This is a genomic window from Acinetobacter sp. AC1-2 (genome assembly GCF_016124155.1).
Taxonomy (GTDB): Bacteria; Pseudomonadota; Gammaproteobacteria; order Pseudomonadales; family Moraxellaceae; genus Acinetobacter; species Acinetobacter calcoaceticus.
In genome coordinates, this window is the sequence record NZ_JABFFO010000001.1 from 1,494,242 (window position 1) to 1,510,919 (window position 16,678).

Below are 16,678 nucleotides of genomic sequence, written 5' to 3' on the forward strand. Positions count from 1 at the left end.
AATCTGCTAAATATGAATTATTCATGTTAATATTATTCTAAAATGGAATAATTTATTCTTTATTATGCTTTCTCTAAAATCACTACAGTGCTTCGTTACACTGGTAAAAACCAAAAGTTTTACCCGTACTGCTGAAGAGTTGTATTTGACTCAGCCCACCATTAGTAAAATATTACAGCAGCTTGAAGAGCAACTTCAGGTACAGCTTTTGGTTAAACCTGATCACGGACGGAAAAGACAAATTGAATTAACTGAAATTGGAGAGCGTATTTATCAACATGCTCTTGAACTTCTTCAGGCAGAACAGAACATCTTTCTTGAGATTGAAAACTTTCAACAATTAAAAACAGGGACTTTAAAACTTGGTGTCCCACCTTTGGGTTCGCAGCTCCTAACGACTGCTCTATTTGATTATCATCAGCAATGGCCAGATATTGAATTGGCTTTTATGGAGGTTGGTTCGCGTGGTATTGAACAAGCCTTACTCAATAACGAGTTAGATGTTGGCGTTTTATTACAGCCCTTTGATGAGCAAATTTTTAATAGCATTGAATTATGCAATTACCCTTTAATGGTTCTTTTACGTCGCGATGCGACTTGGGCAACACGCAAAAAAATAAATCTAGAAGAGCTACAACATCAGTCGTTTTTAATGTTTCCAGAAAACTTCTCTTTAAATAGTATTATTCTCGATGCCTGTAAACAGCGTGGGTTTTATCCCTCTATCGCTTGTCGTACCAGTCAATGGCACCTCTTGGCAGATATGGTTTTACAACGTATGGGAATTGCGCTTCTCCCTCAATACTATACCGACATGCTGGACCCTACTTTATTTGCAGCAGTACCGCTTGAAAAACCAAATATTCAATGGCACTTAGTCATGGCTTGGAAAAAGAATCTTCCTGTCTCACCAGCGGTACAAGCGTGGCTGAGCATTGTTCGTCAGCATTTTCAGCACATTAAACCCTAATGAACAATGAAATTGCTTAATTCAGAAATCGATAAAGCTTTTCCACAAAAAAGCTACCCAATCTTGGAACAGCTCACTTAGACTAGATCCGATTGTTTTATGACATGGACAATAACAATGAATAATGAACATTTTAAGCTGTACACAGATTCACAATTTCTAAGTCCCTATGCCTTCACGGTTTTTGTCGGGCTACATGAAAAACACATTCCATTTGAAATAGCGACCATCAACTTAGGCCAACAAGACCAGTTTGAGAAATCTTTTGTAGCAAAGTCATTAACAGCCAAAGTCCCTGTACTTGAGCATAATGATTTTGCCTTATCAGAATCATCTGCCATTTTGGAATATCTAGAAGAGCTCTATCCAGACACACCAATTTATCCAACAGATATTCAGGCTCGGGCAAGAGCTCGACAAATTCAAGCATGGCTCAGATCAGACTTGGTGGCTTTAAGAACTGAACGCCCAACTGATGTTATTTTTATTCAACCCAACTCCACTCCGCTTTCAGAAGAAGGCCAAAAGGCAGCCGAGAAACTGTTTTTTGTTGCAGAAAAACTTCTAGCGCCTGATGCAGAATTTCTTTTTGGTTCATGGAGCATTGTGGATGCTGAACTCGCACTGATGTTACAACGCCTTATTCGAAATGGTGATGCTGTACCAGAGCGATTAAAAAATTATGCACTGCAAAAATGGCAACGCCCGAGCGTTCAAAAATGGCTTGCCTTGCGACATAACTAAATCCTATATTTCAACCAAAAATGAGATGAAAAATGAGTGATTCAAACTATATTCCTCCACAAGTTTGGCAATGGACTGGAGAAAAAACCGATTTAAACCAGCCCACTTCAGGTGCTCGCTACGAACATACTCTGCCCGTCGGAAAACACCCGCTCCAACTCTATTCTTTAGCAACACCTAATGGTCAGAAAGTCACTATTTTGCTTGAAGAGCTTTTAGAATTAGGGCATCAAGATGCTGAATATGATGCTTGGCTCATTAAAATTGGTGAAGGACAGCAATTTGGCAGTGGCTTTGTAGAAGTTAATCCTAACTCTAAAATTCCAGCATTGGTTGATCATAGCCAAAACCCACCATTAAGAGTTTTCGAGTCTGGCTCAATTTTGCTTTATTTGGCTGAAAAGTTTAAAGCTTTCATTCCGACCGATATTGCTGCGCGTACTGAATGTCTCAATTGGTTATTCTGGCAAATGGGCAGCGCGCCATATTTAGGTGGTGGTTTTGGACATTTTTATGCCTATGCGCCCGTTAAAATTGAATATGCGGTTAACCGCTTTGCTCTGGAAACAAAACGTTTACTTGATGTGTTAGATCAGCATCTAGCAAAAAATGAATATTTAGCTGGTTCTGAATATACCATCGCCGACATTTCCGCATTCCCTTGGTATGGTGGTCTAGTTAAAAACTGGGTCTATAACGGCGCAGAGTTTTTAGGTGTTGATGAATATAAACATGTAAAACGTTGGGCAGATGCGATTCTGGCGCGCCCTGCGGTACAACGTGGTCGTATGGTTAATCGCACTTTTGGCGATTTAGAAACACAGTTACATGAACGTCATGATGCAAGTGATTTTGAGACCAAAACGCAAGATAAACTTTAATTGTTATTTTTTAAATAAAACCCACTTTTGCTCAAATAGTGGGTTTTATTAATCTTCAATATTAAAAAATTATTTAACCTATTGATGTAATGAAAGTCCCTTAATTGCCTTATCAACTGCTTTTTTAGGTCCTCTTAACGCTACCCCGACCAAATTTAATTGATTTGCATCGTCGGCCAAAAAAGCCGCTCGATTATCCTCATCATTGCCTGTAGAAAACATGGCATGTACATATGGAATAATCGTTAAATCTTGCTCAATTCCTTTAAGATGCGCTTTTTGTAGTCCTGATAAATCACCCTCAAATACCAACATTGGCTGCCCTAGCATATTGCCATATTCATAACCATTTGCATCGATATAAGGTTTACCCAACATTTCAGGTACAGCCGATGCAACTCCCGTTGCCAAAAAAGCCACAACATTTAGCCTTTGCCAAGCCGCAAGATCATTACGGACAATCAACGCAATTTTTGTGTCAAACATAAAGCTCCATCCTGAATCATTTATCTCAAGTTAGTCATCATGCCTAATCCAGATTTTTCTCGTCTTGTACGTTTGTGCAAGCGCAATCGCAAACGTACAAGACCCTAAATTTACGAGTCAGTATGCTGGGTTGTTTTTGATTCAGTAGATGCGTTATGGAAATCTTTCTTTATACCTTGAGTGTGATGTATAGCCCTGGCCCAGTAAATTTCATGGGTTTAAATTCGGGACTTACAGGACAATTCAAAAAAACCATTTATTTTTTTATGGGTGTCGGCTGTGCGATGCTGATCTTATTCATGATTTTTGGATATGCAGGTGCGGCTATCATTCCACAAAATGCCCTGCACTATATTGCCTTGCTCGGTGCATGTTATACATTTTATCTTGCGTTTCAAATGTTAAAGGCAGATATCGACATTAATGATGAAGCCACTGAAATTCAGACACTTTCTTTCTGGAATGGCTTTTGGATACAAACATTAAATCCAAAAGGGATTTTGGTTATTTTGCCTGTTACAACAATTATGTACCCAACAGCGCACATTACTGGCATTCAAATCTTCTTAGTATCGTTACTCATTTCGATTGGTGCAGCAGACGCACCCTGTCTTTATTCGTGGGCTGGTGCAGTGTTAGGCAAAAAAATTAAAAATAAAATTTGGTTTAATCGCTTAAATAAAACCATGGCAATGATGCTAATCATTTCTGGCATATTTATGCTTTACGATTTCTTGAAAGGCATGAATCTAATTTAAGACAAAGTCTATGTCAGTCTAAACAGGCTGACTTTTACATAACCTGTTTAGGAAGATAACTTATTGATCATCCGCCATCTGGCTGGAGTCAGTCCAAATGCTTTTAGAAAATGACGAGTCATGTGACTCTGATCAAAAAATCCTGCAATTAAGGAAGCTTGAGTCAATGACTCTCCATACATTAGACAAGACTTCACAACCTCTAACCTACGCATGGTCATATATCGATGTGGACTTGTACCAAATAGCAGTCGAAAGTCGCGTGAAAGACTCCAACGGTCACGCCCAATATTTTTTTCAATATCATCTAAAGAAATATTCTCAAATAAAGATGCATGTATAAACTCTCTGGCACGTTCCGCTGCGACATAGTCATAAGAATGAGAAGTTCGCTGTTTTTTATCTGAAATTTCGTAAAGTGTAGTGGCTAAATCATATAAAGCATCTTGCTTTTCTAAAGGGTCGATATGCTGGTCTATCCCTTGTAATAGAACATCTGTTGCCTTAAATAAACGGGGGTCCTGACTTAAGCCATTTTCAAAAAATGGTAAAGGCTTACCCTTCATAATTTCCTGTAGGGTTGCAGGCTCTACGTACACCATCCTATATCTGAAGCCGTCTCGTGTACCGGACTCTCCATCATGTTTTTCATCAGGATGTAACACCATGGTCATTCCTGGCAAGCTATGTTTCATCTCTCCCCGATAATGAAAACTTTGAACACCAGTTAATGTCCGACCGATTGCAAATGTATCATGACGATGCAACTCATAAGCATGATCATTAAAAAATGCTTCGATTCGCTCCAGACTATTTGGATCGGAATTTCTGACAATCCAATCATTTGCATTGGGCAGTTCAATCACATCGTCACCAAAATCTTATATTTCTAGACAACATTGAGTATACAAGTTATGGCTTAGACGCTAAGCATTTATTTTACAAAGCAACCAGTTATTCGCTTTAGCAGTGAATTCGCTGATTGTTTAAGATGATGTGATATTAAACAACGAGTTTATTTAATTTTTATACTTATCTAATTTTAATAATAGTTAATAAGATTAATTAATAATATTTCTAAAAAATCCCCACATGCTCTATTTATAAAAAAATATATATAAATAGATATTCGTTATTTCTGCTTATATTCAAATCAGCGTAAATTCAACAATAACAATCTAGATAGAAGATAAAGGATATTTTTAATGAATGCCAAATTAAATACAGAAAACCGTTCTGGTTTTATTTCATCGGGCTCAAATACATCCTTGTCAAACGAAGAGATTCTTTCTAAAGCAAAACAATATGCCCAAGACCATGAGCTTAATTTTAGTGGAAGTTTATCACCCACTGATGCATGGCATCTCGTACAACAAGGACAGGCAGTTTTAGTTGATGTACGCACTAACGAAGAGCGCAAATTTGTAGGATATGTTCCTGAAAGTATTCATGTTGCATGGGCAACAGGCACCTCTTTCAATCGTAATCCACGTTTTTTAAAAGAACTCGAAACCAAGACGGGTAAAGATAGAACCATCCTTTTGTTATGTCGTAGCGGAAACCGCTCAGCATTAGCAGCCGAAGCCGCATTTAATGCGGGTTTTGAGCACATTTATAACGTTCTTGAAGGCTTCGAAGGTGACTTAGATGATCAACAGCAGCGTAACCAGAAAAACGGCTGGCGTATTCATCAACTCCCTTGGCAACAAGACTAAAACTTCAACACATTTTCAATGAATCAAGGAAAGCTTGTGACTCAATGGAACATTAATGCTGTTGTACAGGGTTTACAACAAGCAAGGCATGACTGGCGTCAGCAACAGCACAGAATCAAAGAATTTGGGGGCCGTGAACTTCCATCTAAAGAAGCTTTAAAAGCCATTTTAGATGATCTCTGCGGGATTCTATTTCCAATGCGCTTAGGCCCTGCCGACTTACGTCAGGAAACTGAAGATTCTTATATTGCCTATACTTTAAATCGGGTACTCACAGCCTTACATGCTCAAGTACAACTGGCTTTAAATTATGAGGCAAAGCGTCATTTGGGTCATTCAAGCACAGCCCAACAGCCGCAAGAGCTTGCCCAAAATATTGTTCAGGATTTTGCTAATACCTTGCCTTCTATACGTCGTCTTTTAGATGGCGATGTGCGTGCAGCCTACGAAGGTGATCCGGCGGCACATAGCGTGGATGAGGTATTACTCTGCTATCCGGGCATATTTGCGATTATTCATCACCGAATTGCGCATCAGTTATACGCCCAAGTACCTCTACTGTCTCGCATTATTTCTGAGTTAGCCCACTCTGCAACGGGAATTGATATTCATCCGGGTGCACAAATCGGTAAAGGATTTTTTATCGATCATGGGACTGGCGTAGTGATTGGTGAAACCAGTGTCATTGGGGAACGTGTCCGTATTTATCAGGCAGTAACGCTTGGAGCAAAACGCTTTGAAACCAATGATGATGGTGCTTTGAAAAAAGATTATACACGCCATCCAATTGTTGAAGATGACGTTGTGATCTATGCAGGTGCCACGATTTTAGGCCGTATTACGATTGGTCGAGGGTCCATTATTGGGGGAAATGTCTGGCTGACACATAGTATTGCCGCAGGTAGCCAGATTTTACAGTCACCAAATGAGTCTTATCAAAAAAATCATATTCCCGGTTAAAAACTATAGATGTGAAATAAATAGATAAGGAGACAAACAAATAGTAAGAGCTGAATTAAATTAATTTAATGCTTATTTCTCATTTAAATATATTTTTATTTTAAAGATAGATTTTTAATTAATAAGCCACCTATTCAAAGTTTATAAAACCTTTTTATTTTTTAAAACCAGAACTAATTCTAGTTTATAGCAATACTAGAGTTTTTAATTTTTTGATTTTACCAAGCCACTGTAATAAGGAAAAATGATTCATGGCGAAAAATACTGATAAAGCCCAACTTGCGCTTGGGGACCATGCGGCCCGCCAACTGGCCAATGCAACCAAGACAGCTCCTCAACTTTCTACAATTACTCCCCGATGGCTGACTCACTTACTTCAATGGCTTCCTGTTGAAGCAGGTATTTATCGCCTAAACCGTGTAAATAATACCGATGATATTCAAGTGGCTTGCACACAACGTGATGAAGCAACTTTACCTCAAACCTTTGTTGATTATGACCCAGAGCCACGCGAATACTTTTTGAATGGTGTATCGACTGTTCTGGATGTACATACACGTGTTGCTGACCTTTACAGCAGCCCCCACGATCAAATTAAGGAACAGCTACGTTTAACGATTGAAACCATTAAAGAACGTCAAGAAAGTGAGCTCATCAATAACCCTGAATATGGCTTATTGGCGAGTGTGACAGATGACCAACGTATACCAACTTTAAATGGCCCACCAACTCCAGATGATTTAGATGATTTATTACGTAAAGTCTGGAAAGAACCAGGATTTTTCCTAGCACATCCAGATGCAATTGCAGCATTTGGCCGTGAATGTACACGTCGTGGCGTACCGCCTCCAACAGTGAGTTTATTCGGTTCGCAATTTATTACATGGCGCGGGATTCCCCTCATTCCATCTAATAAAATTCCGGTAGAAGATGGCAAAACTAAAATCTTGCTGCTTCGTGTCGGTGAAAAGCGTCAAGGGATTGTTGGTTTGTTCCAACCAGGTCTTGCTGGTGAACAGTCACCGGGGCTTTCAGTACGTTTTATGGGCATTAACCGTAACGCGATTGCATCTTACCTAATCTCTTTATATTGCTCACTTGCAGTATTGACTGATGATGCTTTAGCAGTATTAGATGATGTGGAGGTGGACAAATATCATGACTACCCAGTTAACTACAAGTAATCTGCAAGGTAGTCCAACAGGGTCGGAAGTGACTGGTGTTAACCCACCAGCCAACTTCCCTGATGAGTCCACCATTGCTCGTCTTGCTAATGAGTTTTTTTCAGCATTGCCAAGTTCAAGCAGTTCGGCTTCTCCATCGGGCCTTAACTTGGATTTACCTGTAGGTACACCTCCACACCCACCACAACCGGGTGAACCATTTTCTGCACTCAGTGGTCGTGCGCCCAATATCGCCTTTCAGAAAAGTCTTAATCCAGAATATCCTGAGCATATTCCAAATTTGCCAGACTACCCTGAACGTCGAATTGTAGCCTCTGCGCCTGTAGTTGGTGGTGCAAATTTGCCACGCCCACCATTTGAACCACATTTGCCACAAGCTGTTCATAGTGAGCCGAACGTGCCCCGTATTGAACCAAGCCTTCCAACGGGTGCAGGTGAATCACCTTATTATTTTTTAAATGATTTTTCTGCTCCAAATGCAGCAGAACCATCTGTTACTGGTGTTGAAGATAACTATTCAATTGCGCAGTCTTTTCAGTTGCCGCATGGAGACCAGCTAAAGTCTTTACTCATTGAAGATCGTTTTGCAGCTGACACACCAGCAAAAACCTCACCAAGCTCTGGATTTTATTTCTTAGACTTACCACAAAGCGGGCAAAGTTATAGTCACTATCATCCATCTCAACCTACCTTTGTAGCAAGCAGTACTCAACCCTTAGATGTACATGCCATTCGTCGTGATTTCCCAATCTTGCAGGAACGCGTCAATGGTCGCCCACTAGTCTGGCTTGACAATGCTGCTACTACACAAAAACCACAGCGCGTGATTGATCGAATTGCTTATTTTTATCAGCATGAAAATTCAAACATTCACCGTGCTGCACATGAGTTAGCAGCTCGTGCAACCGACGCCTATGAACATGCGCGAAATGTGGTTGCCCGTTTTATTGGTGCACCCTCTTCCAAAGAAATTATCTTTGTTCGAGGAACCACTGAAGGCATTAACCTGATTGCAAAAACATGGGGCGAACAAAATATTGGTGAAGGTGATGAAATTATTGTTTCTCACTTAGAACACCATGCCAATATTGTGCCTTGGTATCAACTCACTAAAAAAACTGGAGCAAAATTACGAGTAATTCCTGTGGATGACACGGGGCAAATTATTTTAGAAGAGTTGCCAAAACTGATTAATGAACGCACTAAACTGCTGTCTATTACTCAAGTGTCTAATGCTTTGGGAACAGTTACCCCTGTTGCTGAAGTCATTAAAATTGCTCATGCCAAAGGTGTACGTGTATTGGTTGACGGCGCTCAATCTGTTTCGCATATACCAACCGATGTTCAAGCCCTCGATGCCGACTTTTTTGTGTTCTCTGGACATAAAGTGTTTGGACCAACAGGCATTGGCGCCATCTATGCGAAACCAGAACTGTTAGACACCATGCCAGTTTGGGAAGGTGGCGGCAACATGATTCAGGACGTCACCTTCGAACAGGTGGTTTACCAACCTGCACCAAACAAGTTTGAAGCTGGAACTGGGAACATTGCCGATGCAGTCGGTTTAGGTGCGGCTCTTGAATATGTCGAAAGTTTAGGTATTCATAACATTGCGCGCTATGAACATGATTTGCTTGAATATGGTCAAAATGCACTGAGCAGTGTGTCTGGTTTACGCTTGATCGGAACTGCACATCACAAAGCCAGTGTTATGTCCTTTACCTTACAAGGCTATTCAACGGAACAGGTCGGTAAGGCTTTAAACCAACATGGTATTGCCGTACGTTCTGGTCACCATTGTGCACAGCCAATTTTACGTCGTTTTGGTGTGGAACAAACCGTGCGTCCATCTTTGGCTTTTTATAATACAACGGAAGAAATTGATTTATTGGTTTCGGTATTACATCAACTGACGCGTAATAGGCGTAGCAATTAAATTTATTTAAAAAAGACTGCTTTTGGGCGGTCTTTTTTATGGATTATTTCTTAAAACTACTTTAGCTCAACTTCATATATACGAACAAGTCAAAGTAGCTATCACAGAGGAGTCTTATTATTTTGAATTTGATTTCTGAATTAGCTTTCGGCTCGTGCTAAGAGTCATCTACAGCCTGCCCATAATTTATAAAAATAATGTTTTCGCAACATTTCCTGATAGATGAAAACAGTTAACAGGTTCTGTAGATGACAAAGTTTTTTGGTTACTTTTTCCAAAAAAAGTAACAGAATTAGCTACTTTCTATTGGTGTATAAACGATAAGACTCCGCCTTGAACACTATAAGCAATCTAAAATCGTACTTCTGCAACCCCACTAAATACTCACGGCAATTAAACAAATAATCCCCAAATCAATCTCAATGCAATTCCAATTAACAACAGCCCCATCACCCTTTCAAAGTAAACCCCAAACTCCAAAAATCGTTTGCGTACTATTGGATGAGCAAACATTACACTCACGACCATAAACCAAATTGCATTAACCATACACATCCATACGCCATAAAAGATCTGAACTTTCATGGGAGTTGTTACACTCACAATAGTTGTGAAAATTGCCAGAAAAAATATCGTGGCTTTCGGGTTAAGAGCATTAGTTAAAAAACCCATCGTAAAGGCTTTAAATAAACTCGGAGTATCTGTATCTGCTTGGTCATTAATCTCAATATTAGTATTCGGCTGACTACGCAAACATTGCCATCCTAAATACAGCAAATAAGCCGCTCCCGCTGTTCTGATGATTGACATGAGCCATTCGCTTTGTTGAATCAAAAAGCCAATGCCAACAAGTGTATAAAACACATGAACCGAAATTCCAACACCAATACCAATCGCAGTCAGACATCCAATTAAGTAACCATAACGTACACTTTGTCTTACCGTAACCACAAAATCTGGTCCCGGTAAAATCACTGCCAAAAAGTGAATGAGTGCCAGCGTTAAAAACTCATGCCCATACAACTGCCACATTTATTCAGCCTCCTTGGCAACGCTATAACTGACACTGAGCTTTCCTTTCTTAATCTGATAGGACTGAATTTCTATAAGACCAATATCCCCTAATGCTGCAACATGAGTCCCGCCACATGGAAATGCAGAAAACTCACCAAACCCGATTTCACGAAAACCATCTGCACGTTGCTGAAGATTGGCTGGTAAATTAGCCTGAATATATTGTAAACAATGCTGTTCAAGCATTTGAGTATCTAACTGCTGAGCTGTATCCAAAGCAATGAACTGAACTCGTGCATCATGTGGCCAGTGCTGCGCTTTTACAGCTTGCCAGCCAAATAGATGCATTACATGTCCAAGCAAATGCCCTGCTGAATGTAAGCGGCTATGATAACGACGTACTGCTTCATCCACTTGTGCAAAAGCCACTCCCAACTCAACAGGTTGTGTGCAGTAATGAATAATTTCCCCTTGTTCAATCGCTACATGCACTACATCAACTTCTGCGATTTTGCCCGTATCACTCGGTTGACCGCCACCTTGAGGATGAAATGGGGTTGCCGATAAACGCACGGCAAAACGCCCATCTTCATAAGGATTACACGCTAGAACTTCAACCTCAGCGGCAAGAACACCTGTTAAATACAATGCTTGCGTCATATTTTTCTACATATACGTTAAGATGAAAAAGATTGTATTGCGATTTCTTAAACGCGATAATCCACTCTAAATTCAAATAACTTTTGCCTCATGAGCACAAATCAAAGTTTAGTTCTGTTAAATGAAATGGCGACTTTCGTTAAAGTGGTCGAGTCAGGGAGTTTTTCTGAAACGGCTCGACAACTCGGTACTACACCATCTGCGATAAGCCGTGCGATTGCTCGCTTAGAACGTGCTTTAGGAACACGCTTACTTTATCGAACCACACGAAAGCTTCGTTTGAGTGAAAGTGGTCAACAGGTCTATCAACGTTGTTTAGATATGGTCAATGCGGCACAGGCAGTGATGGAAAGTTCGGGCAAATTTCATGTTGAACCGCAAGGAATCATTCGTCTGAGTGTTCCAAAAGCCGTTGGACATTTTATGATTCATCCACATTTACCAGAGTTTTTAGAACGTTATCCAAAAATTGATATTCAAATGCTTTTAGAAGACCGTTACGTTGACTTAATTGATGATGAAGTTGATTTAGCGCTTCGAATTACAGAGCAACCTTCTGGCGGCTTAATGGGACGAAAACTCATTGATATCGATCACTTGATTTGTGCTACACCTGAATATTTGGAAAAACATGGCATACCAACCCATCCTCATGATTTAAAGCAGCATGACTGTATTTATTTAGGTGAACAACTCAGTGATTCAAAATGGAAATTTCAACAAGGGAATAAGTCCATTAACGTTACTGTGCGGGGTCGTTATGCTGCAAATCATACAGGTGTACGTTTAAGCGCAGCCCTACAGCATTTAGGAGTAGCCAGCTTACCCTACTTTGTTGCGCGCCATGCTTTACAACAACAGACTTTGGTTCAAGTTTTACCCGACTGGGATTTTAAGACCTATTACAGTGGTGGGCTATGGCTACTCTATCCGCCCACACGCCACGTACCACCTAAATTAAGTGTATTTATTCAATATTTGGCAGATAAATTGGCAGCAGAGCCGACTTTATTTAAGTTCAAATAATATAGAATCGAGGAATTAACACGATGGAATCCTACCTTTCTATCTCTAAAGCAATCAGCTAATTCTGTTACTTTTTTTGAAAAAAGTAACCAAAAAACTTTGTCATCTACAGAACCTGACCACTGTTTCCATCTATAAAAAATATTGCAAAAACATTATCTTTATAAATTATGGGCAGGCTGTAGATGAATACTAGCTCAAGCAAATACTATCTAGAGTCCTCTTTATTAGAATTATTCAACCAATAAATCTTTTGGATTAATCGTATCGCCATAGACTGGTTTTAAAGTTTTTTCATAGGCCTGATGAATTACACCTTCTTTTGCCAATTTTTCTAAATCTTGATTCAACCAGTTCAATAACTCTTTATCGCCTTTTTTCACTGCCGGTGCGATTAAGTCCTGCTCACCTAAATTGGTAATGCCAACAGTGTAATTTGGATTTTCTTTAGCCCAAGCTAAAACCAGCAAGTTGTCATGTGCTAAAGCAGCACCACGGCCATCTTTTAAAGCATCAAAGGTTTCAGTGTTTTGCTCATATTTTTGTAGTTTAATTTCAGGATGAGTCTTAGTGAAGAATGAATCAGCCGTAGTGCCTTTGTTCACCAACAAAGTTTTGTCTTTGAGTTGAGCAATATCTGTAATTGGATGAGTTTTAGGAGACACCACACCCAAAGCAACTTTTAAATAAGGTTTAGCAAAATCGACTACTTCTTTACGTTCTGGTGTAACTGTAAAGTTGGCAAAAATAATATCGACTTTATTGGCTTTTAAATATTCGACACGATTTGCAGCTTCAGTTAAAACAAACTCTACCTTGTTTTCATCACCCAACAAGTCTTTAGCAACATGCTTGGCAATCTCTACATCGAAGCCCTGATTTTTACCTTGAGCATCTAAATATCCAAACGGCGGTTTATCGCTAAATACACCAATACGCACGACACCATTCTTTTTAATCTGCTCAATACTCGACACAGTTTGAGTGCTGTCAGCTGTTTTTTCATTAGATTGCGTGCCTTTATCACATGCAACCAAACCTAAACTCAGCAAAGATGCAGCGAGGACATGCTTTATATTTTGTAAAGTTAGTGTTGTCATTATTTCACCCTATCGTTCTTGTAAAAGTCTTATTTAAAATCACAGTGCCTACTTTTAGACACTGCTCCAGCGATATCGAAAATTATTGGCCTACATCTAAAAACACATTAGGATTAACCGATTCACCATAAATTGGTTTTAAGGTTTCATCATAAATTTTCTTAATTTCACCGCTTGTTCTTAGCTGCTTAATTTCAGTATTGAGCCAATTCAATAATTGGGTATTACCCTTTTTAACTGCTGGTGCAATAAACTCTTGATCACCAATAGACTGGATACCCGCCACATAACTTGGATTCTTCGCAGCCCACGCCAAAGCATAAGTACTATCTTGTGAAATTGCGTCACCACGACCATCAGTCAAGGCTTTGAACGCATCCGAATTTCTTTCAAACTTCAGTAAATTCACTTTCGGATAGTGCTTAGTAAAATAGGTATCTGAACTGGTGCCTTTATTTACAATTAACGTTTTACCTTCTAATTGAGCAATGTCAGTAATTGGTTTGGCTTTAGGAGAGACAATACCGAAAGCACCTTTTAAATAAGGCTCGGCAAAATCTACAACCTCCTTACGTTCAGGCGTTACTGTAAATGTCGCAAATACAACATCGGCACGGTTTGATTTTAAAAACTCCACCCGATTTGAAGCCTCAGTCACAATAAACTCAACTTTTTTTTCATCGCCAAGCAGATCTTTAGTAACTCGTTTTGCTAAGGCCACATCAAAGCCCTGATTATTGCCAGCACTGTCTACATAACCAAACGGCGGATCATCAGCAAAAACGGCAACTCGCAACACCCCATTTTTTTTGACTTGCTCTAAAGACTGGTCTTCTTGAGTATTACTTGCTTGCTCAGTTGATGGCGTTTTACTACATGCCGTTAATAACACCCCAGCAACAGCAATACTGCTTAATATTTTTATTGAATTACGTTTAAACATTCACTTCCTCATGATTCAAATAATAAAAGACTTAATACGACAAAATATTTAAAAAGGTTTTAGCTCGTTCTGTTTTCGGCTGTTCAAAAAAATCTTCAGGTGGCGCCTGTTCAATAATTTTGCCCTTATCCATAAAAATAATGCGGTCAGCAACCTTACGGGCAAAGGACATTTCATGAGTCACAATCAACATGGTCATCCCCTCATTGGCTAGTTTCAAAACTACATCAAGCACTTCTCTGACCATTTCTGGGTCAAGTGCGGCTGTAATTTCATCGAGCAAAATGACTTTAGGTTGCATGACCAGTGAACGGACAATGGCTATACGCTGCTTTTGTCCACCAGAAAGTTGTCGCGGATAATCGAGTTTTCGTTCAAAGAGTCCTACTCGCTTTAACAACTCATCTGCAACTTGTTCAGCTTCATCACGGCGGCGTTTTTGCACTTTGAGTGGCCCGAGCAAAATATTGTCAATCACATTCATATGCCCAAACAGCTCATAGTTCTGAAAAACCATGCCAATTTTTTGACGAGCATTAGTCCAGTCAACATCTTTACCCAAAACACCTGAACCAGTTAAACGGATTTCACCACCCTGAATCGGTTCTAAGCCATTAATGCAGCGCAGTAAGGTACTTTTACCACAGCCCGATGGCCCTAAAATAACAACCACCTCTCCTTGTTCTACATCCAGATCAATACCTTGTAAAATATGACTTTGTGCAAATGATTTCTGTAATTGTTGTATCGATAACAAAGGCATAATTACTCCCAGACCTTTTCTAAATGTGCCGCCAAACGAGATAAGGGATAGCAAATCAGAAAATACAAAATAAAAATAAAGCCATAAATCCAAAGCGAGGCGCTCGGCACAGTCAGCAGCGAATTTTCAATAATTTGCTGGCCCACCTTTATGACCTCAACAACACCAATTAGTACTGCTAAAGAGCTGGTTTTCACCATTCGGGTAAATAAATTAATTGCGCCTGGTGTTACACGTTTTAGACTTTGCGGAAAAATGACATAGACCAATGCTTGAACATGAGTCAGTCCGAGCGCATAGGCCGAATCGCGTTGATGTTGATCGATCGAGGTTATGGCTGCACGGACCAAATCGCCCATTTCAGCCGTGCCCCACAAAACAAACACCACAACACACACCCACATCGCAGAAAACTGCCAGTTAAACCATGTCGCAAAGCCGAAATAAAAAACAAAAAGCAAAACTAAAATTGGAATGATTCGAATCGCTTCTAAATAAACACGGCACAGTGCTTTAATTACTATGTTTTTAGAAGTCATAATGACACCTAAAATCGTGCCTAAAATCGCAGAGAAAAATACTGAAATAAAAGCAATTTTTGCGGTTGCCCAGAGTCCCCACATTAAACGTTCGAGATGACTCGCCTGAAATAAATAATCAAGTTCCATGGCTCACCTTCCGACTTCTGTGTTCCAGATAACTGGTTAAAATAGACACGGGCAATAAAATAATCAGATAAGCCATGATTAATAAAAACAAAGCTTCCGTAGTTTTATAGTCCATGCCAATTAAGTCTTTGGTGACAAAAAGCAGCTCAACGACAGCAATCGCACTTACAACAGAACTTTCTTTAATGAGAAATAAACAATTTGCTCCAATTGCTGGAATTGAAATAGCAAGCGCTTGAGGAAAAATGACATATCTAAAAATTTGAATCGGTTGCAGACCAATACTTTTTGCAGAGTCAATCTGCCCTTTTGCAACAGATTGTAGACCCGCTCGAAAAGCTTCCGCCATATAGCTTCCACCTAAAAAGGTCAGTCCGATCACACCACAGGCAAAACCATCGATTTTGATACCAAGTTTGGGCAAACCGTAATACAAAAAGAATAGTTGAATTAATAAAGGGGTATTTCGAGATAACTCAATATAGAACTGGGCAATTCTATTTAGTACCCGCACGCGATATGTGATTAAAATGCTGCAAATCAGCCCTACAATAATGGCCAGAATAATGCTGATAATTGAAATTTTCAGCGTGGTCAAAGTTGCAGAGAAAAATTGCGGCAACACACTATGGATATACTGCCAGTTCAAGGAAAATTCCAAAAAATAATATTAAAACGTTATAAATATTTAGCTTTAATCAGCGATCAAATATTTGTGTACCGAGTTTATTTTTTTCCCAATTGGTCTAAAACTATTTTTATTAGATAAGCTTTTCTATAAGTTTGATAAATTCGATTTGGCAATCGAAAGCATTCAAATCAGTTGAATACAACCGCTTAAAACATGTTCATCTCAGTCCATATATAATA

At 39.5% G+C, this 16,678-nt stretch carries 20 protein-coding genes and 1 pseudogene; 11 read left to right on the top strand and 10 right to left on the bottom strand.

The features are described 5' to 3' along the window. The first annotated feature begins 64 nt into the window (after positions 1–64). The 3 genes from HL290_RS06940 to yghU all read left to right on the top strand — a co-directional run bounded on the left by HL290_RS06940 (position 65) and on the right by yghU (position 2,595). Complete coding sequence (locus HL290_RS06940) at positions 65–970, top strand: LysR family transcriptional regulator (protein ID WP_198078717.1); 906 nt, start codon at positions 65–67, stop codon at positions 968–970. A 117-nt stretch (positions 971–1,087) separates the two neighbouring features. Next, on the top strand, positions 1,088–1,714 hold the full coding sequence (gene yfcF / locus HL290_RS06945; RefSeq protein ID WP_198496008.1) for a glutathione transferase: 627 nt from the start codon (positions 1,088–1,090) through the stop codon (positions 1,712–1,714). Positions 1,715–1,746: 32 nt separating this feature from the next. Further along, positions 1,747–2,595 carry a glutathione-dependent disulfide-bond oxidoreductase gene (gene yghU / locus HL290_RS06950; protein WP_198496009.1) on the top strand — a complete coding sequence of 283 codons (849 nt, stop codon included), beginning with the start codon at positions 1,747–1,749 and terminating at the stop codon, positions 2,593–2,595. Positions 2,596–2,673: 78 nt separating this feature from the next. Here the strand turns inward: yghU and HL290_RS06955 are convergent, their stop codons facing one another. Beyond that, positions 2,674–3,081 carry a DUF2000 domain-containing protein gene (locus HL290_RS06955; protein WP_198496010.1) on the bottom strand — a complete coding sequence of 136 codons (408 nt, stop codon included), beginning with the start codon at positions 3,079–3,081 and terminating at the stop codon, positions 2,674–2,676. 155 nt (positions 3,082–3,236) lie between these two features. On the opposite strand from HL290_RS06955, the gene HL290_RS06960 reads away from it, so the two are divergent. Beyond that, positions 3,237–3,839, top strand: a complete 603-nt coding sequence (locus HL290_RS06960; protein WP_198496011.1) for a LysE family translocator — start codon at positions 3,237–3,239, stop codon at positions 3,837–3,839. 47 nt (positions 3,840–3,886) lie between these two features. On the opposite strand, the gene HL290_RS06965 is transcribed toward HL290_RS06960, so the two are convergent. Then, positions 3,887–4,705: an AraC family transcriptional regulator gene (locus tag HL290_RS06965; protein ID WP_198496012.1), complete on the bottom strand. Its 819-nt coding sequence runs from the start codon at positions 4,703–4,705 to the stop codon at positions 3,887–3,889. 339 nt (positions 4,706–5,044) lie between these two features. On the opposite strand from HL290_RS06965, the gene HL290_RS06970 reads away from it, so the two are divergent. The 4 genes from HL290_RS06970 to HL290_RS06985 all read left to right on the top strand — a co-directional run bounded on the left by HL290_RS06970 (position 5,045) and on the right by HL290_RS06985 (position 9,634). Next, positions 5,045–5,554 carry a rhodanese-like domain-containing protein gene (locus HL290_RS06970; protein ID WP_198496013.1) on the top strand — a complete coding sequence of 170 codons (510 nt, stop codon included), beginning with the start codon at positions 5,045–5,047 and terminating at the stop codon, positions 5,552–5,554. Positions 5,555–5,572: 18 nt separating this feature from the next. After that, on the top strand, positions 5,573–6,514 hold the full coding sequence (gene epsC / locus HL290_RS06975) for a serine O-acetyltransferase EpsC (protein ID WP_080026793.1): 942 nt from the start codon (positions 5,573–5,575) through the stop codon (positions 6,512–6,514). A 251-nt stretch (positions 6,515–6,765) separates the two neighbouring features. Continuing rightward, positions 6,766–7,698, top strand: coding sequence for a family 2A encapsulin nanocompartment shell protein (locus HL290_RS06980; RefSeq protein WP_004642462.1), 933 nt, complete (start codon positions 6,766–6,768; stop codon positions 7,696–7,698). After that, on the top strand, positions 7,673–9,634 hold the full coding sequence (locus HL290_RS06985) for a family 2A encapsulin nanocompartment cargo protein cysteine desulfurase (RefSeq protein ID WP_198496014.1): 1,962 nt from the start codon (positions 7,673–7,675) through the stop codon (positions 9,632–9,634). The genes HL290_RS06980 and HL290_RS06985 overlap by 26 nt, the downstream gene beginning before the upstream one ends. A gap of 157 nt (positions 9,635–9,791) precedes the next feature. Here the strand turns inward: HL290_RS06985 and HL290_RS18610 are convergent. The 3 genes and pseudogenes from HL290_RS18610 to HL290_RS06995 form a co-directional block, all read right to left on the bottom strand. Further along, positions 9,792–9,912 (bottom strand): annotated as a pseudogene (locus tag HL290_RS18610) (hypothetical protein). A 115-nt stretch (positions 9,913–10,027) separates the two neighbouring features. After that, entirely contained in the window at positions 10,028–10,666 is a 639-nt protein-coding gene (locus HL290_RS06990; RefSeq protein WP_198496015.1) for a LysE family translocator, read from the bottom strand. Continuing rightward, positions 10,667–11,308 carry an alanyl-tRNA editing protein gene (locus tag HL290_RS06995; protein ID WP_198496016.1) on the bottom strand — a complete coding sequence of 214 codons (642 nt, stop codon included), beginning with the start codon at positions 11,306–11,308 and terminating at the stop codon, positions 10,667–10,669. 90 nt (positions 11,309–11,398) lie between these two features. Between HL290_RS06995 and HL290_RS07000 the strand changes: the two genes are divergently transcribed. Together HL290_RS07000 and HL290_RS07005 are read left to right on the top strand one after the other, a co-directional pair. Then, positions 11,399–12,334, top strand: a complete 936-nt coding sequence (locus HL290_RS07000; RefSeq protein WP_198496017.1) for a LysR family transcriptional regulator — start codon at positions 11,399–11,401, stop codon at positions 12,332–12,334. Positions 12,335–12,410: 76 nt separating this feature from the next. Further along, positions 12,411–12,530 carry a hypothetical protein gene (locus HL290_RS07005; protein WP_151744355.1) on the top strand — a complete coding sequence of 40 codons (120 nt, stop codon included), beginning with the start codon at positions 12,411–12,413 and terminating at the stop codon, positions 12,528–12,530. A 37-nt stretch (positions 12,531–12,567) separates the two neighbouring features. Here HL290_RS07005 and HL290_RS07010 read toward each other — a convergent pair whose 3' ends face one another. From HL290_RS07010 to HL290_RS07030, 5 genes are all read right to left on the bottom strand, one after another. Beyond that, positions 12,568–13,434 (bottom strand): cysteine ABC transporter substrate-binding protein, encoded by an 867-nt coding sequence (locus HL290_RS07010; RefSeq protein ID WP_198496018.1) that lies wholly within the window; start codon positions 13,432–13,434, stop codon positions 12,568–12,570. An 82-nt stretch (positions 13,435–13,516) separates the two neighbouring features. Continuing rightward, positions 13,517–14,377, bottom strand: coding sequence for a transporter substrate-binding domain-containing protein (locus HL290_RS07015; RefSeq protein WP_003651209.1), 861 nt, complete (start codon positions 14,375–14,377; stop codon positions 13,517–13,519). A gap of 31 nt (positions 14,378–14,408) precedes the next feature. Beyond that, positions 14,409–15,140, bottom strand: coding sequence for an amino acid ABC transporter ATP-binding protein (locus HL290_RS07020; RefSeq protein ID WP_198496019.1), 732 nt, complete (start codon positions 15,138–15,140; stop codon positions 14,409–14,411). A gap of 2 nt (positions 15,141–15,142) precedes the next feature. Beyond that, positions 15,143–15,808, bottom strand: coding sequence for an amino acid ABC transporter permease (locus tag HL290_RS07025; RefSeq protein WP_198496020.1), 666 nt, complete (start codon positions 15,806–15,808; stop codon positions 15,143–15,145). After that, entirely contained in the window at positions 15,798–16,457 is a 660-nt protein-coding gene (locus tag HL290_RS07030; RefSeq protein ID WP_002114214.1) for an amino acid ABC transporter permease, read from the bottom strand. The genes HL290_RS07025 and HL290_RS07030 overlap by 11 nt, the downstream gene beginning before the upstream one ends. Before the next feature lie 64 nt (positions 16,458–16,521). On the opposite strand from HL290_RS07030, the gene HL290_RS07035 reads away from it, so the two are divergent. Continuing rightward, positions 16,522–16,635 carry a hypothetical protein gene (locus HL290_RS07035; RefSeq protein WP_080547582.1) on the top strand — a complete coding sequence of 38 codons (114 nt, stop codon included), beginning with the start codon at positions 16,522–16,524 and terminating at the stop codon, positions 16,633–16,635. The last annotated feature ends 43 nt before the right edge of the window (positions 16,636–16,678 follow it).